Source organism: Labedaea rhizosphaerae, assembly GCF_004362825.1.
Classification (GTDB): domain Bacteria; phylum Actinomycetota; class Actinomycetes; order Mycobacteriales; family Pseudonocardiaceae; genus Labedaea; species Labedaea rhizosphaerae.
In genome coordinates this window covers 328,520-347,134 of the sequence record NZ_SNXZ01000002.1, presented here as the reverse complement: position 1 = coordinate 347,134, position 18,615 = coordinate 328,520, and the positions used below count along the sequence as shown (strand labels likewise).

Sequence of the window (18,615 nt, the reverse complement as noted above, 5' to 3'; positions counted from 1 at the left end):
GCCGAGCTCTCCAGCGCAACCGGACCGGCGGATAAAAATCCGGGGAGGCGGAACAGCAATTGGAGTGGTGGGTGCTGGGGTGATGGGCGTCGGGGTCGCCCAGAACCTCGCGCAGACCGGGCACGACGTCGTGCTGGTCGACCTGAGCGAGCAGATCCTTGCCGACGCCCTGGCCACCATTCGGCAGAACTGCCGGATGAGCCGGTTCATGGGTGGTCCCGCGCTCGACGCCGACGAGGTGCTGTCGCGGATCAGCACGGGCGTCGGGGCCGACGCGCTGGCCAAGGCCGACATCGTGATCGAGAACGTGCCGGAGGACTGGGAGACCAAGCGGGCGGTCTACCTGGAACTCGACAAGGCCTGCGCGCCGGAGACGGTGTTCGTGGTGAACACCTCGGCCATCCCGATCACGAAGGTGGCCGCGGTGACCGGCAGGCCGGCGCAGATCATCGGCGTGCACTTCATGAACCCCGTGCCGTCGAAGCCCGCGGTGGAGCTGATCCCCGGCTTCCACACCTCCGCGGAGACGATCGAGCGCACCCGCGCACTGCTCACCGCGATGGGCAAGAAGGCCATCGACGTCAAGGACGCCTGCGGGTTCATCTCCAACCGGGTCTCGCACGTGTTCATGAACGAGGCCGCCGCGCTCGTGTACGAGGGCGTCGGCACCGCCGAGGCCGTCGACGAGGTGTTCCGCAGCTGCTTCGGGCACCCGATGGGCCCGCTGGAGACCGCCGACCTGATCGGCGTGGACACCGTGCTGCACAGCCTGGACGTGATCCACGAGCACTACCAGGACCCCAAGTACCGGCCCTGCCCGCTGTTGCGGCAGATGACCGACGCCGGGCTGCACGGCCGCAAGAGCGGCCGCGGCTTCTACGACTACACCAACTCCAACCGGGCGACCGTCGCTTGATTGGGCTGCACCACGAGAGGGAGAGATCCATGTCGCAGAACGTTGAGGAGCAGGTGCTCGACTTCGTCCGGGGGCGTTTCCCGCAGGAGCGGTTCGACGCCGACCAGGACATCTTCCAGCTGGGCTTCGTGAACTCGCTGTTCGCGCTGGAGCTGGTCATGTTCATCGAGAAGACGTTCGCCATCACGATCCGGGGCGAGGAGCTGCAGATCGACAACTTCCGGACCGCGACCGCGATGGCCGCACTGGTCGCCCGCCACCAGCAGGCGCCCGCTGCCTCGGGGGCCTGATCATGGCCGCCCCCGTGATGCTCGGCGAGCTGGCCGAGCCGATCCTGCCGGTGACGGACCGCGCTTCGGCGCGGGCCTTCGTCGACGACCACATCGTGCCGTACGCCAACGCGTGGGAGCAGGCCGCGTGCGTGCCCGAGCACACCCTCGAGCTGATGGGGGAGGCGGGCCTGTGGGCGCCGTTCCTGCCCGTCGACGAGGGCGGCGCGGGCATGGACATGGTCACCCTCGGCGCCGTGCACGAGGAGGTGGGCCGCGGCTGCTCGTCGGTGCGCAGCCTGCTGACCGTGCACACCATGCTGTCCTGGACGTTGCAGCGCTGGGGCACCCCCGAGCAGCGCGACCGGTGGGCCAAGGACCTGGCCACCGGCCGCGTGCTCGGCGCCTTCTGCCTGACCGAGCCCGGTGCGGGCAGCGACGCGGCGGGCATCGCCACGACCGCGACCCGCACCGCGGACGGGTGGGTGCTCAACGGGGTGAAGAAGTGGATCACCGGCGGGCAGCGGGCCGACCTGTACCTGGTGTTCGCCCGCGTCGGCTCGAGCATCGGCGCGTTCCTGGTGCCGAGGGAGAGCCCGGGCGTGCACGTCACGCCGATCACCGAGATCCTCGGCACCCGGGCCTCCATGCTGGCCGAGGTGCGCTTCGACCACGTGCTGGCCGGACCCGACGCGTTGCTCGGGCCGAGCGGGTTCACCGCGGGCATGGTGCTGTCGGGCACGCTCGACCTCGGCCGCTACAGCGTGGCCGCCGGATCGGTGGGCATCATCCAGGCCTGCCTCGAAGCGTGCGGTGCCTACGCGACGGCCCGCGAGATCGGCGGCACACGGCTGGGCGGGCTGCAACTGATCCGAGCGAAGCTCTCCGACATGGTGACCGACGTCCGCGCGGCCCGGTTGCTGCTGAGCGAGGCGGGCCGGCTCAAGGACGCCGGTGACGCGGCCACGATCATGGCGACCTGGGTGGCGAAGTACTTCGCGTCCACCGCCGCCGCCCGGCACGCCTCCGAGGCCGTGCAGATCCATGGCGCCAACGGTTTCGGCGGTGACTACCCGGTCGCCCGGCTCTACCGCGACGCCAAGGTCATGGAAGTCATCGAGGGAAGCAACGAGATCCAGCGGATCACCATCGCCGACGAGGCGTTCCGAGAGGCGTTACGGCAATGACAACAGTCAGCGACACCATCCAGAAACCCAAGCAGGGACGGATCAAGTGCGTCGTCTGGGACTTGGACAACACGGTGTGGGACGGGGTGCTGCTCGAGGACGCCGACGTCCGGCTGCGCCCGAACGTGGTGAAGCACATCCAGGAGCTCGACCGCAAGGGCGTGCTGCACTCCGTGGCCAGCAAGAACGACTCGGAGCTGGCGTTGGCCAAGCTCGAGGAGCTGGGCCTGGCCGAGTACTTCCTGGCCCCGCAGATCAACTGGAACGCCAAGTCGGAGTCCGTGCGGCGGATCGCCACCGCGCTCAACCTCGGCCTCGACGCGTTCGCCTTCGTCGACGACCAGGAGTTCGAGCGGGCCGAGGTCGGGCACGCGCTGCCCGAGGTGCTCCAGGTGGACGCCCTGGAGGTCGACACCGAGCTGGGCCGCCCGGAGTTCCAGCCGCGGTTCGTCACCGACGAGTCCGCGCAGCGGCGTGGCATGTACCAGGCGCAGATCGCCCGTGACGGGCTGCGCGAGGACTTCGTCGGCACCGACGACGACTTCCTCGCCAGCCTGGACATGACGTTCACCATCGAGTCCGCGCGCCGCGAGGACCTGCAGCGCGCGGAAGAGCTGACCGTGCGCACCAACCAGCTCAACTCCACCGGCCGCACGTACTCCTACGACGAGCTCGACGAGCTGCGCGAGTCCGACGACCACCTGCTGCTGGTCGCCACGCTCACCGACAAGTTCGGCAGCTACGGCAAGATCGGCCTGGCCCTCGTGGAGAAGGGCGAGCAGGTCTGGCACGTCCGGATGATGCTCATGTCCTGCCGGGTGATGTCGCGCGGTGTCGGCATGGTGCTGCTCAACCACCTGATGCGCCTGGCCAAGGCGGCCGGGGTGCGGGTGCAGGCCGACTTCGTGGAGACCGGCCGCAACCGGATGATGCAGATCACCTACGCCTTCGCCGGATTCCGGGAGGCCAGCCGCGACGGCGACCGCGTCGTGCTCGAGGCGGACCTCGCCGCCCTGCAGCCGCCGCCCGCCTACGTCCGCCTCGAGATCGGCGGGTGAGCGCCGTGATCGACACCGTCACCGAGGAGCAGCGCAAGAGCTGGCTGCCGATGCGGGCGCTGGCCCGCGGCGCCGATCCCGGCGCGCTGCCGGTGTTCTGCCTGCCGCACGCCGGCGGCAGTGCGTCCGCGTACCGGCCGTGGCTGGGCAAGGTGCCCGGCGCGGCACTGCTGCCGGTGCAGCCGCCGGGACGCGAGACGCGGTTGCGCGACGAGACGTTCACCGAGATGGGCGCGCTGGTCGAAGAACTGGCGCCCATCGTGGTCGACGAGGCGGCAGGCGGTCCCTACGCCGTGTACGGGCACAGCCTCGGCGCGCTGGTCGCCTTCGAGCTGGTGCGGCGGATCCGGGCGCTGGGCGCGCCCGAGCCGGTGCACCTGTTCCTGTCCGGCTGCGTCGCGCCGTCGCACTGCGCGCAGGACGGGCCGAAGGTGCTGGGCATGTCCGAGGACCAAGTCGTGGACATGCTCCGCAAGCTCGGCGGGACGCCGGAGTGGCTGCTCGCCGACCCCGGCACCCGGGCGATGATCATGCCCGCGGTGCGGGCCGACTTCAGCGTCAAGGAGACCTACGTCCACCGCGACGAGCCGCCGCTCTCGACGCCGATCACGGTACTGGCGAGCACGGCGGACCCGAGAGCCGAGCACGCCCTGCAGGACGGGTGGCGGGCCCACACGACCGGCGGGTTCGAGCTGCACACCATGGTGGGCGGGCACTTCGCCGTGTTCGAGCAGGCGACGCTCACCCACAAGTACCTCCTCGAAGGGTTGCGACCGTGGCTGGGCACCGCGGCGTGACCGTGCCGCCCAGCCCCGCGGGGCCGGGCGGCTGGTGGACCGAGCTCGACGGGTCGGTGCTCGACTTGCCGCCCGGCACCATCACCGTGGTGGTCGCCGGGCCGCACGACGACCCGGCGGCGCTGGCCGAGTCGCTCGGCGACCGGTGCCGCGAGGACGGTCAGCCGCGCGCCACGTCGTCGTCGCGGCGGCAGGTGCGGCTGGTCGGCGCGGGCGCCGGCCTCGTGGCGCACCGGACGGTGTTCGGCAATGCCCTGGCGCCGTTGCGGCGCTTCGGCGCCGACGCCGGCTGGTGCGCGAGCACGGCCATGCGGCTGCTCGACCTGGTCGGGCTGGCCGGCAAGGCCGGCTCGCTGACCCACCAGCTGAGCGGCGGCGAGCGGTGGCGTGCCGCGCTCGCGGTCGCCCTCGCGCACGGCCCGGACGTGCTCGTGGCCGGCGACCCGCTCGCCGGCCACGACGAGTGCGACGCGGCCGGCGTGCTGGCCGCGCTCGACCGGATCCGCGCCGAGCTCGGGACGACCGTGCTGGTCGTGGCCGCCGATGCCCGCCAGGCTGGGCGTGTCGCCGACCGGGTCGCGGTGCGCGGCCGCGACGGCGCGGCACCGGTGTGCGAGCCGGTGTTCGCCGCGCTCATGAACCCTTCCAGCCCGGTGGCCGAGGTCCTGCTGCCGGCGATCGCCGACGCGGCACCGGCGCCTGCTCAGTGCCGGCTCGTGGATGCCGTGCTCATCGGGCATGCGGCGTTGGCCGCGGTGGCGACTTCATCCGACCTGGTGGTTCTCGACGCCGAGCGGATCAGGCTCGGGGAGACACCCGTCGCGCGTTACCGGCTGGCTGTGCGGGAAGGCGCCGTTGCGGCGCTGGAGCTGCTCGACCGGATCGCCGCGCAGATGTGCGTTGTCGACACCGCCACATCTGTTGCGCTTGCTGCCTGATCAGCTACATGTTGGCTGTGCCAGCCCTCGGTCTCGATGGCCGATTCGTTGTCGGATCTCCTGTTCTACCAACCCAAAAGCCCGGCCCCGCAACCATTGGAGTTGCGGGGCCGGGCTTTTGTGCATCAGGAACGCTTGGACACCGGCACCGTGAATCTCGTGTACACCAGGTCGCGCAGCACGTCGTCGCCACCTTCCACAATGGACACGTAACGCACGTCGCGCAGCAGCTTGCCCACCGGCGACTCGTGGGTGTAGCCGCGGCCGCCGAACATCTCCGACGCGCACGACACGATGTCCCAGCCGGTCTGGCCGCAGAACATCTTCGTGGTCAGCGACGACTTGAGCGTGCCGGCACGCAGGAACCCGGCGGCCGGGTCCTTGCTGGTGGCGATCTCGTCGAACTCCCGCGCCGCCGCGCGGCACTGGTTGGCCATCACGTCGATCTGCATCTCCAGCTGGCCCAGTTTCGCGGCGAACACCGCGTTGTGCGCCAGCGGCGCGCCCTTGACCTGCTTGGTCTTCGCGTAGTCCAGGCACAGGTCGCGCGCCCGGCGGGCGATGCCCAGCGCCGTCGTGGCGATCAGGATCCGGCTGGCGTTCAGGCCGATCTCCAGCAGGCGCAACCCGTTGCCGCGCAACACGTTCCCCGCCGGGACCCGGCAGTCGGTCAGCTGGACCTGGTAGGTCCCCGACGACCGCAGCCCGATCATGCTCCAGCGCTTCTCGACCTGGATGCCGGGCGTGTCCCGGGGCACCAGCACGGCCACGAACTCGCCGTCCTGGTCGGCGTCCTTGGCGATGACGACGACGAACTGCGCGAAGTCGGTGTCGGTGGAGAACGCCTTCTGCCCGTTCAGCACGATGCTGTCGCCGTCGCGGCGCGCGGTGGTGGTGATGCGGGCCAGCTCGCTGCCCGCGTCGTGCTCGCTGCCGAGCGTCGCGCCGAACGCGCCGTCGGCGACCAGCTGCTTGAGGTAGTGGTCGCGCAACGCGTCGGAGCCGTACCAGCGCACCATGTTCGTCGCCAGGATCGGGATGAACAAGGTGAATGCCGCGCCGGCATCGCCGTAGGCCAGCTCGGCCACGATGTCGACGCTCTCGCTGAGACCAAAGCCGTGCCCGCCGTACTCCTCGGGCAGCCACCAGTTGGCCAGACCGGCGTTGGCGAACCGGCGGTAGAGCGGGAGCGGAGCGGGCGCGAGCGAGTCCAGCTCCTCGTCGTTGCCGATCAGCTCCCGCCGGGTGAACGCCTGGACGGCGCGGATGTGTTCGGTTGCCTTCATCCCTCTTGCCCCTCATCGATCAGTGCCGCGAGCGTGCTGACGGTCGGACAGTCGAGCAGCGCGGACACCGGGACCGGCTTGCCCAGCGCGGCCCGGATCCGGTTGGTGACCTTGATGGCCACCAGCGAGTGCCCACCCAGCTCGAAGAAGTTGTCGTGCGCGCCGACCGGGTCGACCCCGAGGACCGAGGACCAGATCTCGGCCAGCGCTTCCTGCGTGCCCGGTGCGGGCGGCTCGAACGCGACGTCCAGGTCCGGCCGCGGGTGGCGTTCCCGGCTGTCGTCGTCGGCGCCCTCCTGGTCGGTGACGTCCCCGACGACCCACTGGGCCAGCCGAGCCGGCAGCGAGCCGGTGGAGATCACCAGCCGGTCGAGGTGGTCGCCCGCGGCCAACGCGCGCTCGAGCACCTCGACGCCTTCCGCCGGGCTCATCGTGAAGTCCTGCGTGGCCGGTCCGTGCCCGTCCAGGCGGTCGTCGTCGACGCGCCAGGTGTCCCAGTCGACGGTGATCCACTGACCGCCGCCATCGGCGCGGGCCGCCGCCGTGTAGGCGTCGAGGCCCGCGTTCGCGGCCGCGTAGGGACCCAGCGTGATGCCACCCAGCACGGCGGCCAGCGACGACAGCGTGATCCGCCGGTCGGGGCAGTGCCCGTCGAGAACGTCCTGCAGCACGTGGAAACCGCCGACCTTGGCGGCCAGGTGCGCCCGCACCTGCGTGCGGTCCATCTGGTGGGCGAACCCGAAGAACGCGCTGTCCTGCACGCCCGCCGCGTGCACCACCACGTCGATGCGACCGAAGCGCGCCAACGCTTCGGCCACCACCGCACGCATCTGCTCGGCGTCGGCGACGTCCGCCGAGGCCGCGAACACGGTGGCGCCCTTGGCTTCCAGGTCGAGCACGTTGCGGATGTGGCGCGCGGTGCGTTCGCCGCCGGCGGGCACCGCGTCGAGGTAGGCCGGCCACTCGGACCGGTCCGGCAGCGGCGACCGCGCGGTCAGCACCAGCCGGCAGCCGTAGCTTTCGGCGAGGTGGCGGGCGAGCACCAGGCCCACGTCGCCGAGCCCGCCGGTGATCAGCACGGTGTCCCCGTCGCGGAACGGCGGGTTCGCCTCGGCCGCGGCGGGCAGGGGGTGCGGCTCGTAGCGGCGCAGCCAGGTGCCGCCGGCCCGTTCGGCCACCGGCCCTTCGTGCCGGCACACGGCGGCGGCGAGCACGGCGTCGAGTTGCCTGTCGAGCTGCCGGTCCCCGCCGTTCGGGTCCACGTCGATGTGCCTGGTGCGCAACCGGAAGTTCTCCTGCGCGAGCGTCGGGGCCAGCGCGGCGAGCGTCGCGTGCTCCGGGTGCACCAGGTCGGGGCCGAGGACCCCGGTCGCGCCGCTGGTCAGCAGCACCAGTTCGACGCCCGCGGCGGTGCCGCTGTCGTCGACGAGCAGGCCGGCCAGCGCGAGCGCCGAGTACAGGCCGTGTTCCTGGGCCGACTCGAACCGGGGCGCGCCGAGGTCGCGGTCCTGCGGGCCGCCGAGGCTGAAGCCGTGCACGATGGTGCGTGGCGCCACGAACAGGTTCGCGAACAGTTCGTCGAGGTCGTCCGGCTCGTGGGCTCGCACGGTGAAGTCGCCGAGGGCGTCACAGGCGAACTCGTCCCCGGCGTGCACCGCGGTCACCTCGGCGCCCGCATCACGCAGCCGCTCGATCAGGGCCGTGCCACGGGCCTCGGCGGCCAGCACCAGCCATGGGCCGGCCGCCCGCAACTGTTCGTCGAGCCCGGCGCGGGGCAGCGGGTGCGGCGCCCAGCTCGGCAGGTTGGTCCACTGGGCCAGGTCGGGGTAGCGGCCCGTGACGGGCTTGGCCTGCTCGACCGCGCGCGGCTCGAGCCAGTAGCGGCGCCGCTGGAACGGGTAGGTGGGCAGCTCGACGCGCCGGCCGGCGCCGTCGTGCAGCTTGGCCCAGTCGAGCACGGCGCCCGCCTGCCAGCAGCGGGCCAGCACGGTCAGCAGACCATCGTCGGAGGCGACCTGGATTTCCGCCGCCACCTTGGCTTCCGGGTCGTCGGCGGGCCGGACGCCGAGCCGGGTCAGCGACCGGGTGAGGTCTTCGGTCACGCCGGGCCCGGTCAGCCGCAGCAGCGGGTCGCGGTGCGTCGTCTTGGCGTCGATCCAGCGGTCCCGGTCGGCCAGCGCGGCCACCGCGTCGGCCACGTCCGCGCACACCACCGCGCGCCGCCGCGCGAACCCGCCACGCGAGGACTGCAGGGTGAACGCGACATCGGCGAGGTCGGCGTCCGGGTGGTCGTTGAGGTGGTCGCGCAGCAGTTCGGTGAGGTCGTCGAGCGCGTGCTCGTCGGCCGCGGAGAACGTGAGCAGGTGCGGGCCCGGTCGCGGTGGCTGGGCCGGGCGCCGGGGCGCCTCCTCCAGCACGACATGGACGTTGGTGCCGCCGAGGCCGAACGAGCTCACCCCGGCCCGGCGCGGGTCGGCCCCGCGCGGCCACGAGCGGTCCTCGGTCAGCACGGTGAACCGGTCGGCGGCCGCGGCCAGCGCCGGGTTGCCCGCCGTGAAGCCGGGCGTGCCGGGGAGCAGTTCGTGTTCGAGGTTCAGCGCGGCACGCATCAACCCGGCTACACCGGACGCGCGGTCCAGGTGCCCGATGCTGGGCTTGAGCGTGCCGAGCACACACGGCGTCCGCGGGGTCTGCTGGAACACGCGGCTCATCGCGGCCAGCTCGATCGAATCGCCGAGCATGGTGCCGGTGGCGTGGCACTCGACGTAGCCGACGGACTCCGGCTTCACCCCCGCGACCCGCAGCGCGGTCTCGATCACCTCGGCCTGGCCGTCCACCCCGGGGGCGGTGTACCCGGCGCGCACCCGGCCGTCGTTGTTCATGGCCGAGCCCAGCACGACAGCGTGGATCAGGTCGCCGTCCTCGAGCGCCTCGGCCAGCCGCTTCAACGCGACCACGCCGACGCCGTTGCCCATCACGGTGCCGTTGGCTTCGGCGTCGAAGCTGCGGACGATGCCGTCGGGGGAGAGGATGCCGCCCTGCTGGTAGTGGTACCCGGTCGGCTGCGGCAACGGGATGTGCGCGCCGCCGGCGAGCGCGATGTCGCACTCGTAGGTCAGCAGGCTCTGCACGGCCAGGTGCACCGCGACCAGCGACGTCGAGCAGAACGACTGCACGGCGACGCTCGGGCCGCGCAGCCCGAGCTTGTAGGACACGAGGTTGGCCAGCGAGTCGCGTTCGTTGCCGATGCCGAGCAGGATCTCCCCGCCCGGTTCCTCGGCGACCTGGCGGGCGTTCTGCACCATGTAGTGCGGGAACGCGGTGCCGCCGAACACGCCGACGTGCCCCGGGGTCTCCGTCGGGCAGTACCCGGCGATCTCCAGGGCCTCCCAGCAACACTCGAGGAACATCCGGTGCTGCGGCTCCATGGTCTCGGCCTCGCGCGGGCTGAAGCCGAACACGCCCGCGTCGAACAGCTCGATGCCGTCGAGGGGACCGCCCACCCGGACGTACTCCGGGTCAGCCCGCTGCTCGGCGGGAACGCCCGCGGCGTCCAGCTCCTCGTCGGTGACGACGCGCAGCCCCTTGGTGCCGGCGAGCAGGTTGCGCCACAGCTCGGCGACCCCGGCCGCGCCGGGGAAGCGGCCGGACATCCCGATCAGGGCGACGGCGGCTTCGGGGATCTCGGCGGCGTCGGATGCGGTGTCGATCTCGGTCATGGGACAGGTCCTCCTGGGTACCCGTGGACGCTCAGACCAGTGCGCTGCGGCCCCAGCCGCGGGCCAGCCGGCGGACGGTGAACAGACCGGCCGCGAGGCCGGCGGCGAGCAGGATCGCGGCCGGCGCCACCACGGCGCCCGCGTCGCCGCGGAAGGCCGCCCGCAACATTTCGAGACCCCAGTAGCCGGGCGAGAAGTGCGCGAGCAGCTGCAGCCAGCCGGGCATCATGCTGACCGGGACCAGGGCGCCGCCGAGCGCGGCGACGACCATGGAGCCGATGTCGGTGAGCATGCCCAGCTCGGCCATGCTGCGGATCAGCGTGGCCAGGGCGGTGCCGATGGCGATCAGCACGGTCGCCCAGATGACCAGCACCAGCAGCACCAGCGCGAAGGAGCTGGGGAACGACAGCCCGGTGATGAGGCAGCCGAACGTCAGCAGGATGAGCTGCTGCGCCAGCAGGATCACGAACACCGGGACCGTCTTGCCGATCAGCAGCTCGCCGGTCGACGCCGCGCTGGTGCGCAGGCGGTCCCAGGTCCGCCACTGGCGTTCCAGGAACACCGAGTGCCCGACCACCGCCATGGCGAAGATGGAGAACATGATCAGCGGGCCGGTGACTACCTGCAGGGCGCCTTGGTCGTCACCCGCGAACCGGTTGAGCGCCTGCTGGTAGAGCGGCTTGAACATCACCATGATCGCCATCGGCAGGACCAGGTAGCTGATGATCTGCCCCGGGTCGCGCCAGCGGATCAATGCGTTGTGCTTGACGAGCACCCAGATGCGGTGCGTCGAGTCAGTGGACATCTGCGGCCGCCAGCGAACGGTAGAGGTCGTCGAGCGTCGGCGTGCGCAGCTCGACGCCCCGGATCGGGTACCGCGCGCGGCTGACCAGGTCGACCAGCGTGGCCGAGGGGTCGTGGGTGGCGGTGCGGTATTCGCCGACGTCGAAGCGCAGGAGCACCTCGCCCGCCAGCCGGTCGAGCAGCTCCGCGCTGGTGCCGCGGGCGATGATCCGGCCCTGCTGGGCGACGGCGATGGTGGCCCGCAGCTCGGTCAGCTCGGGCAGGTAGTGGGTGGTGTAGATGATCGAGGCGCCGTCGCGGGCGCGGTCCTTGACCACGTCGAGCAGCGCCTGTCTTGTCTCGGGGTCGGCGCCCGCGGTCGGCTCGTCCAGCAGCAGCAACCGCGGCCGGTGGACCAGCGCGACGGCGGCCTGCGCGCGACGCTGCTGGCCGCCGGAGAGCAACCCGGCCCGCCGGTCGACGAACTCGGTCAACCGCAACGCCTCGACCAGCTCGGTGATCACCGCGGCGAGCGCGCGGCCGCGCAACCCGGCGAGGCCGCCGAACAGCCGCAGGTGCTCGCGCACCGTGATCGACTGGTAGAGCGCGATGTGCTGGGGTGCGATGCCGATGCGGTCGCGGGCGCGGACGGGATCGATCCCGTCGACGTGCACCGACCCGCCGTCGGGCTTGTTCAGCCCCGCCAGGATCGAGACCAGCGTCGTCTTGCCGGCGCCGTTGTGACCGACGAGGCCGACGATCTCGCCGTCCCCCACGTGCAGGGTGAGGCCGTCGAGGGCCTGGATTGCACCATAACGTTTGGTGAGACCGATAGCGTCGAGCACAGTCACCTCCTGCGGGGGTACGTCAGCGGCCAGGACCGACTATCGGACCTCGCCGACGGCGCCGACAGCCCGCAATGACTGCCGTCAGCTAGCTGCCACCGCCACGAGTCCGGGGCGCGCCGACGGCCGTGGATAGGCTCGCCGGCATGCGCACAGGGCAACGAACCCGGGACCGTTCGCAGTCGCCGGAGGCGGCCGGGTCACCGCGTGCGACGCGGCTGCCCGCCTTCGCGGCCGGTCCGGTCGTCGCCGTCGCCCTGGTCATGGCCGCGGTGCTGACCGCGTTGTCCGGCCGCTACGGGTTCCACCGCGACGAGCTGTACTTCGTCGAGGCCGGTCGCAGATTGGCCTGGGGCTACGTGGACCAGCCACCGCTGACCCCGCTGCTGGCCCGGCTCAGCACCGGCCTGTTCGGTGACACCCCGATGGGGCTGCGTGTCGTGGCCGCGCTGCTGTGCGTCGCGATCGTCGTGGTCGCCGCGCTGGTCAGCCGCGAACTGGGTGCCGGCCGCGGCCCCCAGGTGCTGACGGCGGTGGCCGTGGCCACCTCCTCGGCGATCCTGACCACCGGCCACATGCTCGCCACCTCGACCTTCGACAACCTCGCCTGGCTGGTCCTCTGCCTGCTCGTGCTGCGGGTGGTGCGCACCGGTGACGGCCGCTGGTACCTGGCGATCGGCGCGGTCACCGGGATCGCCCTGCTGAACAAGTTCCTGGTGGTCGTGCTCGTCGGTGCGCTGCTGGTGGCCCTGCTGGCCGTGGGACCGCGCAAGGCGCTCGCCACCTGGTGGCTCGCCGCCGGGGTGGTGGTCGCGCTCGCGGTCGCGGCGCCGACGCTGGTCTGGCAGGCGGCCCACGGGTGGCCGCAGCTGACGGTGGCCTCCGGCATCAGCACCGAGAACGGCGTCGAGAACCGGGTGACGTTCGTGCCGTTCCAGTTCGTCTACCTGGCACCGCCCTACGCCGCGCTCTGGCTCGCCGGGATCTGGCGGCTGCTGCGCGATCCCGCGGTGCGGTGGGCCCGCGCGCTGCCCGTGACCTACCTGGCCCTCGTGGTCGTGATGCTCGCTGTGGCGGGCAAGCCCTACTACCTGCTCGGGCTGCTGATCGCGTTGCTCGCGGCGGGCGCGCAGCCCGTGCTCGCCTGGGCCGCTCGGGGCAGGCGAGCCTGGCTAGTGCCGGCGGCGGTGCTCCTCTCGCTGGTGGTCGACGTCGGGGCCGCGCTCCCGGTGTGGCCGGTCGATTCGCTCAACCCGGTGAACGCGGTGAACAAGGAGCAGGGCGAGCAGGTCGGCTGGCCGGAGCTCGCCGGGTCGGTGGCGGGGGTGTGGCGGCAGATCCCGGCAGGGGAGCGGGGCCGCGCGGTGATCTTCACGCAGAACTACGGCGAGGCGGCGGCGATCGACCGCTACGGCACGCCCTTCGGCCTGCCCAGGGCGTACTCCGGGCACATGAGCTTCGCGGACTGGGGCGTGCCGCCCGACTCGGCGACCGGTCCGGTGCTGCTGGTGCGCTTCCCCGCCAACGCCGAGCTGGCCGCGCAGTTCCGCGGCTGCCGCGTGGCCGGCACGGTGGACAACGGCCACGGCGTGCACAACCCGGAGCAGGGCACCTTGCTCGAACTGTGCGACGGGCCCAGTTCGCCGTGGTCGGTCCTGTGGCCCCGGCTGCGCCATTTCTACTGATTTTACCCGACGGCAGCAAGTTGCCTGCCGGTTCTCCCCATTGACCGTGACCACGCGGCGGAGAAATAGTCGCCTTGTTCGATGTGACGGCGATCATCAAAGCTGCGGGCCCGGGTGTCCGGGAATGGCAGCCATTTCCCCAGCCAATTCAGGGAGACACCGGTGTGCGGTATTACGGGATGGGTCAATTACGAGCGTGATCTCGCGTCCGCGAGGCCGACTCTGCAGGCCATGACGGACACGATGATCTGTCGCGGCCCCGACGAGGAGGGCATCTTCGTCGACGGGCACGCCGGGCTCGGCCACCGCAGGCTCGCGGTGATCGACATCGAGGGCGGCAAGCAGCCGATGACCGCCGAGGGCGTCGCCCCGGTCGCCATCACCTACTCCGGCGAGGTCTACAACTTCACGGAGCTGCGCGCCGAACTCGAAGGCCATGGCCACGTCTTCCGCACCAAGAGCGACACCGAGGTCGTGCTGCACGCGTACCTGCAGTGGGGCACCGCGTTCGTCGACCACCTCAACGGCATGTACGCCTTCGCGATCTGGGACGCCCGCACGCAGGAACTCCTGCTGGTGCGCGACCGGATGGGCGTGAAGCCGCTGTACTACGCCGACACCCGCGAGGGTGTGGTCTTCGGCTCGGAGATGAAGGCGATCCTGGCGAGCGGTCTCGTGCCGCCGGTGGTCGACCTCGACGGCATGCGCGAGGTCTTCGCTTCGATCAAGACGCCGGGCACCGCGATCTTCAAGGGTGTCAACGAGGTCCGCCCCGGTCACTTCCTGCGGGTGCGCCGCGAGGGTGTCACCGAGCACCGCTACTGGGCGCTCGAGGCCGACGAGCACACCGACGACCTGCCCACCACGATCGAGCGGATCCGCGAGCTGCTGGACGACATCGTCGCCCGCCAGGTGGTCGCGGACGTCCCGCTGTGCACCCTGCTGTCCGGCGGTCTGGACTCCAGTGCGATCACCGCGCTCGCCAACCGCGTGGTCACCGCCGCGGGTGGCGACCCGGTCCGGTCGTTCTCGGTCGACTTCGCGGGCCTCGCCGACAGCTTCGTGCCCGACGAGCTGCGCTCCACCCCGGACGCGCCCTACGCCCACGACGTGGCCGCCTTCGCCGGCACCACGCACAGCGACGTCGTGCTGAACGCCGCGCACCTGATGGACCCGGCCACGCGCGTCGCCACCGTCATCGCACGGGACACCCCCAACTCCGCGGACATCGACAACTCGATGTACCTGCTGTTCAAGGCGATCCGCGAGCACTCGACGGTGGCGCTGTCCGGTGAGGCGGCCGACGAGGTGTTCGGCGGCTACGCCTGGTTCCACGACGAGAACGTCGTCAACGGCACCGACTTCCCGTGGCTGGTCGCGCTGCACAACGTCGACGGTTCCGGTTACCTCAACCCCGACCTCGAGGCCAAGCTGGACCTGGGCACCTACCGGGCCGACAACTACGCCGAGGCGCTGGCCGGCATGCCGCGCCTGGAGGGCGAGACCGGCCTCGAGCGGCGCATGCGGGAGATCAGCTACCTGCACCTGACCCGGTTCGTGCAGATTCTGCTCGACCGCAAGGACCGGATGAGCATGGCCGTGGGGCTCGAGGTGCGCGTCCCGTTCTGCGACCACCGGCTCGTGCAGTACGTGTTCAACACCCCGTGGGCGATGAAGACCTTCGACGGCCGCGAGAAGAGCCTGCTGCGTGCCGCCGTGAAGGACGTGCTGCCCACCTCGGTGCTGGAGCGGGTGAAGAGCCCGTTCCCCGTACCGCAGGAGAAGGCCTACCTGGCGACGCTGCAGGACGAGGTCGGCAAGCTGCTGGCCGACCCGCAGTCCGCGCCGATGCTCAAGGTCATCAACGAGCAGACGCTCGGCGGGATGACCCAGGCGCCGCCCGAGGCCGGCCTGCTGGTGCGCGACGGCCTCGAGAGCGCGCTGGCCGGCCACGAATGGGCCACGCGCTACGACGTCGTGTTCGACCTCTGAGGGTCTTGTCCCTTTCCCGAAGCAGCGTTTCCGACAATTTCCGATGAGGTTTCCGATGACTGCTACCCAAATCCCGAGTGATTTCCAGGAGCTGTTGCACGCGCACCTGCCCTTCGCGGGCACGGGCGCGCTGGACGAGTCCAGTGACCTTTCGGGGCTCGGTCTCGACTCGATGAGCACCGTGCAGTTGCTCGCCGACATCGAGGCGCAGTACGACGTCGAGCTGCCCGACGAGATCCTGAACGAGGCGACCTTCGCCACGGTGGGTTCGCTGTGGCGTTCGCTCTCGCCGATCGTGGGCGCGGCAAGCACCGAGTCATGACTGCCGCCCAGTCCTCGTGCCTGATCCGGCTCGACGATCTCGTGCGGTGCGGGCAGCCGGACCGGCCCGCGGTGACCTTCCGGGACGAGACGCTGACCTACGCCGAGCTCGCCGACCAGGTGGCCCGCGCGGCCGCCGGGTTGCGCGGGCTCGGCCTGCGCCGCGGCGAACGGGTCGTGGTCTACCTGGAGAAGCGGCTGGAAACGGTGGTCGCGTTCCTCGCGGTCTCCGCTGCGGGCGGCGTGTTCGTGCCGGTGAACCCGGTGTTCCGGCCCGCTCAGGTCGGTCACGTGCTCGCCGACTGCGCCGCCCGGGTGCTGATCACCTCGCCGGAGCGCCACCACGCGGTGCTCGGTGAGCTGGACCGGCTGTCGGAGCTGCGGCACGTCGTCCTGGTCGGTGGCCAGGACGAGGACACGGCACCGTCGTGGGAGTCGTTGTGCACGGCCGAACCACTTGCCGACGGTGCCGACAGTGCCGACGGCGTGATCGACGTCGACGTCGCGGCCATCCTCTACACCTCCGGCAGCACCGGGAAGCCGAAAGGCGTGGTGCTCTCGCACCGCAACATGCTCGCCGGCGCGGCCAGCGTCGCCGGCTACCTGCGCCACACCAGTGACGACACGGTGCTCTCGGTGCTGCCGCTGAGCTTCGACGCCGGGTTCAGCCAGCTGAGCACGGCGCTGATCGCGGGGGCGCACGTCGTGCTGGTCAACTACCTGATGCCCCGGGAGGTCGTGCGGCTGGTCGCCCGGCACCGGGTCACCGCCCTGACGTGCGTGCCGCCCCTGTGGCTGCAACTGGTTGCGGCGAAGTGGCCGCCGGAGGCGCGAGCCGGTCTGCGCTACTTCGCCAACACCGGCGGGCACCTGCCGCAGCACCTGCTCACCCGGTTGCGCGAGACCTTCCCGAACGCGGCGCCCTACCTGATGTACGGCCTGACCGAGGCGTTCCGGTCGACCTACCTGGATCCGGCCGAGGTCGACCGCAGGCCCGGCTCGATCGGCAAGGCGATCCCCAACGCCGAGGTCCTCGTGGTCCGCCCGGACGGCACGGTCGCCGCCCCCGGCGAGCACGGGGAGATCGTGCACCGGGGCGCGCTCGTCGCGCTCGGGTACTGGAACGACCCGGCTCGCACCGCGCAGCGGTTCCGGCCGTACCCGCCCGGCGACGGACCGGTGCGTGCCGAGCCCGCCGTGTGGTCCGGCGACGTGGCCTACCGCGACGAGGAAGGCTTCCTCTACTTCGTGGGCCGCACGGACGACATGATCAAGACCTCCGGCTACCGGGTCAGTCCGACCGAGGTCGAGGAGGTGGCCTACGCCACCGGCCTCGTCGCCGAGGCGGTCGCGATCGGGGTGCCGGACGAGCGGCTCGGCCAGGAGGTCGTCCTCGTGGTGACCGCGCCGGACGGCGGCGAGACGTGCGACACCGGCACGCTCACCAAGGCGCTGGCCGAGGAACTGCCCGCGTACATGGTGCCCAAGCGCATCCTCGTGCGCGACGAGCTCCCGCGCTCCGGCAACGGGAAGTTCGACCGCGGCGAGGTCCGTAGGAGCGTGCTCGGATGACCGCGGCGATCGGGGCGTTCGAGCGCATGGACGGGCGCCTGGCCGTGGGCGGCATCGACGTGGAGCGGCTCGCCGCGCGCGTCGGGAGCACGCCGTTCTTCGCCTACGACCGGGCCCTGGTGACCCAGCGGGTCGCCGAGGTGCGGGCCGTGCTGCCCGAGCGGGTGCACCTGCACTACGCGGTCAAGGCCAACCCCATGCCCGCGTTGCTGCAGCACCTCAGCGGCCTGGTCGACGGGTTCGACGTGGCGTCAGGGATCGAGCTGCGCAACGCGCTGGACACACCCACGCCCGCGTCGCGGATCGGCTTCGCCGGACCGGGCAAGAGCGAGGCGGAGGTCTGCCAGGCCGTCGCGTCCGGCGTCGTGCTGGAGGTCGAGTCGGAGCGCGAGCTGGTGGTGGCCCGGGACGCGAGCGTCGCGACCGGCATCGCCGCCCGCGTCGCGCTGCGGGTCAACCCCGACTTCACGGTGCGCGGCTCCGGCATGCGCCTCGGTGGCGGGCCGCAGCAGTTCGGCATCGACTCCGAGCGGGTGCCCACGGCGCTGGCCACGCTGTCCGACTACGGCCTGGATTTCCAGGGCTTCCACATGTTCGCCGGGTCGCAGAACCTGCGCCACGCCGACATCTGCGAGGCGCAGCGGCGCACCGTCGAACTGGCGGGCCGGCTGGGCGACGCCGCCCCGGGGCCGGTGCGGTACCTCAATCTCGGCGGCGGGTTCGGCATCCCGTACACCGACCGCGACCAGCCGTTGGACCTCGGCCCGATCGGCGAGAACCTGCACGAGCTGATGGCCGGTGCCGTGCCGAAGCTGTTGCCACAGGCGCAGATCGTCGTCGAGCTCGGCCGCTACCTGGTCGGCGAGGCGGGTGTGTACATCACCCGGGTCGTGGACCGGAAGTCCTCGCGCTGCAAGACGTTCCTCGTCGTCGACGGCGGGATGCACCACCAGCTGGCCGCTTCCGGCAACTTCGGCCAGGTGATCCGCCGCAACTTCCCCATCGCGGTGGCGAACCGGATCGACGCCGAGCCGGCCGGCCCGGTCACCGTGGTCGGCTGCCTGTGCACGCCGCTGGACCTGCTCGGCGACAACGTCGAGCTGCCGAAGGCGGGCATCGGTGACCTGATCGCGTTGTTCCAGGCCGGGGCCTACGGGCTCACGGCCAGCCCGACCGCGTTCCTCAGCCACCCGGCGCCGCTGGAGGTCGTGGTCTGAGCCGCGGGCAACAAGCACGCACATCCGAGC

General features: G+C 71.5%; 15 protein-coding genes. 11 read left to right on the top strand and 4 right to left on the bottom strand.

The annotated features are described in order from the left end of the window. Nucleotides 1-64: 64 nt before the first annotated feature. The 6 genes from EV186_RS11185 to EV186_RS11160 are packed head-to-tail and all read left to right on the top strand — an operon-like array spanning nucleotide 65 to nucleotide 5,165. The gene (locus EV186_RS11185; RefSeq protein WP_279538291.1) at nucleotides 65-916 is read left to right on the top strand and encodes a 3-hydroxyacyl-CoA dehydrogenase family protein; all 852 of its coding nucleotides are present in this window, start codon (nucleotides 65-67) and stop codon (nucleotides 914-916) included. Nucleotides 917-945: 29 nt separating this feature from the next. Beyond that, nucleotides 946-1,206, top strand: coding sequence for an acyl carrier protein (locus tag EV186_RS11180; RefSeq protein WP_133849170.1), 261 nt, complete (start codon nucleotides 946-948; stop codon nucleotides 1,204-1,206). 2 nt (nucleotides 1,207-1,208) lie between these two features. After that, nucleotides 1,209-2,372: an acyl-CoA dehydrogenase family protein gene (locus EV186_RS11175; RefSeq protein WP_243753969.1), complete on the top strand. Its 1,164-nt coding sequence runs from the start codon at nucleotides 1,209-1,211 to the stop codon at nucleotides 2,370-2,372. Next, the gene (locus EV186_RS11170; protein ID WP_133849169.1) at nucleotides 2,369-3,430 is read left to right on the top strand and encodes an HAD-IIIC family phosphatase; all 1,062 of its coding nucleotides are present in this window, start codon (nucleotides 2,369-2,371) and stop codon (nucleotides 3,428-3,430) included. The genes EV186_RS11175 and EV186_RS11170 overlap by 4 nt, the downstream gene beginning before the upstream one ends. Nucleotides 3,431-3,435: 5 nt before the next feature. Next, nucleotides 3,436-4,227: a thioesterase II family protein gene (locus EV186_RS11165; RefSeq protein ID WP_243753968.1), complete on the top strand. Its 792-nt coding sequence runs from the start codon at nucleotides 3,436-3,438 to the stop codon at nucleotides 4,225-4,227. After that, the gene (locus EV186_RS11160) at nucleotides 4,206-5,165 is read left to right on the top strand and encodes an ATP-binding cassette domain-containing protein (RefSeq protein WP_166659117.1); all 960 of its coding nucleotides are present in this window, start codon (nucleotides 4,206-4,208) and stop codon (nucleotides 5,163-5,165) included. The genes EV186_RS11165 and EV186_RS11160 overlap by 22 nt, the downstream gene beginning before the upstream one ends. A 125-nt stretch (nucleotides 5,166-5,290) precedes the next feature. Here EV186_RS11160 and EV186_RS11155 read toward each other — a convergent pair whose 3' ends face one another. The 4 genes from EV186_RS11155 to EV186_RS11140 are packed head-to-tail and all read right to left on the bottom strand — an operon-like array spanning nucleotide 5,291 to nucleotide 11,798. After that, the gene (locus tag EV186_RS11155; protein WP_133849167.1) at nucleotides 5,291-6,451 is read right to left on the bottom strand and encodes an acyl-CoA dehydrogenase family protein; all 1,161 of its coding nucleotides are present in this window, start codon (nucleotides 6,449-6,451) and stop codon (nucleotides 5,291-5,293) included. Then, nucleotides 6,448-10,170 (bottom strand): SDR family NAD(P)-dependent oxidoreductase, encoded by a 3,723-nt coding sequence (locus tag EV186_RS11150; RefSeq protein WP_133849166.1) that lies wholly within the window; start codon nucleotides 10,168-10,170, stop codon nucleotides 6,448-6,450. The genes EV186_RS11155 and EV186_RS11150 overlap by 4 nt, the downstream gene beginning before the upstream one ends. Nucleotides 10,171-10,201: 31 nt before the next feature. Then, nucleotides 10,202-10,975: an ABC transporter permease gene (locus EV186_RS11145; RefSeq protein ID WP_133849165.1), complete on the bottom strand. Its 774-nt coding sequence runs from the start codon at nucleotides 10,973-10,975 to the stop codon at nucleotides 10,202-10,204. Further along, nucleotides 10,965-11,798, bottom strand: coding sequence for an ABC transporter ATP-binding protein (locus EV186_RS11140; RefSeq protein WP_133849164.1), 834 nt, complete (start codon nucleotides 11,796-11,798; stop codon nucleotides 10,965-10,967). Before EV186_RS11140 ends, EV186_RS11145 begins: the two co-directional genes overlap by 11 nt. Before the next feature lie 146 nt (nucleotides 11,799-11,944). On the opposite strand from EV186_RS11140, the gene EV186_RS11135 reads away from it, so the two are divergent. The 5 genes from EV186_RS11135 (at nucleotide 11,945) to EV186_RS11115 (ending at nucleotide 18,585) form a co-directional block, all read left to right on the top strand. Next, nucleotides 11,945-13,483, top strand: coding sequence for an ArnT family glycosyltransferase (locus EV186_RS11135; protein ID WP_133849163.1), 1,539 nt, complete (start codon nucleotides 11,945-11,947; stop codon nucleotides 13,481-13,483). Between the two features lie 162 nt (nucleotides 13,484-13,645). Further along, nucleotides 13,646-15,475: an asparagine synthase (glutamine-hydrolyzing) gene (gene asnB, locus EV186_RS11130; protein WP_133849162.1), complete on the top strand. Its 1,830-nt coding sequence runs from the start codon at nucleotides 13,646-13,648 to the stop codon at nucleotides 15,473-15,475. Between the two features lie 55 nt (nucleotides 15,476-15,530). After that, the gene (locus tag EV186_RS11125; protein ID WP_133849161.1) at nucleotides 15,531-15,797 is read left to right on the top strand and encodes a phosphopantetheine-binding protein; all 267 of its coding nucleotides are present in this window, start codon (nucleotides 15,531-15,533) and stop codon (nucleotides 15,795-15,797) included. Then, entirely contained in the window at nucleotides 15,794-17,368 is a 1,575-nt protein-coding gene (locus tag EV186_RS11120) for an acyl-CoA ligase (AMP-forming), exosortase A system-associated (RefSeq protein ID WP_133849160.1), read from the top strand. The genes EV186_RS11125 and EV186_RS11120 overlap by 4 nt, the downstream gene beginning before the upstream one ends. Beyond that, on the top strand, nucleotides 17,365-18,585 hold the full coding sequence (locus EV186_RS11115; RefSeq protein ID WP_133849159.1) for a pyridoxal-dependent decarboxylase, exosortase A system-associated: 1,221 nt from the start codon (nucleotides 17,365-17,367) through the stop codon (nucleotides 18,583-18,585). The genes EV186_RS11120 and EV186_RS11115 overlap by 4 nt, the downstream gene beginning before the upstream one ends. Nucleotides 18,586-18,615: the final 30 nt, after the last annotated feature.

Bases quoted from the DNA above. Each gene is read 5' to 3' on its own strand.
- EV186_RS11175 (WP_243753969.1), top strand. From the start codon at position 1,209: ATGGCCGCCCCCGTGATGCTCGGCGAGCTGGCCGAGCCGATCCTGCCG.
- EV186_RS11115 (WP_133849159.1), top strand. From the start codon at position 17,365: ATGACCGCGGCGATCGGGGCGTTCGAGCGCATGGACGGGCGCCTGGCC.
- EV186_RS11170 (WP_133849169.1), top strand. From the start codon at position 2,369: ATGACAACAGTCAGCGACACCATCCAGAAACCCAAGCAGGGACGGATC.
- EV186_RS11135 (WP_133849163.1), top strand. From the start codon at position 11,945: ATGCGCACAGGGCAACGAACCCGGGACCGTTCGCAGTCGCCGGAGGCG.
- EV186_RS11180 (WP_133849170.1), top strand. From the start codon at position 946: ATGTCGCAGAACGTTGAGGAGCAGGTGCTCGACTTCGTCCGGGGGCGT.
- EV186_RS11150 (WP_133849166.1), bottom strand. From the start codon at position 10,170: ATGACCGAGATCGACACCGCATCCGACGCCGCCGAGATCCCCGAAGCC.
- EV186_RS11120 (WP_133849160.1), top strand. From the start codon at position 15,794: ATGACTGCCGCCCAGTCCTCGTGCCTGATCCGGCTCGACGATCTCGTG.
- EV186_RS11155 (WP_133849167.1), bottom strand. From the start codon at position 6,451: ATGAAGGCAACCGAACACATCCGCGCCGTCCAGGCGTTCACCCGGCGG.
- EV186_RS11145 (WP_133849165.1), bottom strand. From the start codon at position 10,975: ATGTCCACTGACTCGACGCACCGCATCTGGGTGCTCGTCAAGCACAAC.
- EV186_RS11125 (WP_133849161.1), top strand. From the start codon at position 15,531: ATGACTGCTACCCAAATCCCGAGTGATTTCCAGGAGCTGTTGCACGCG.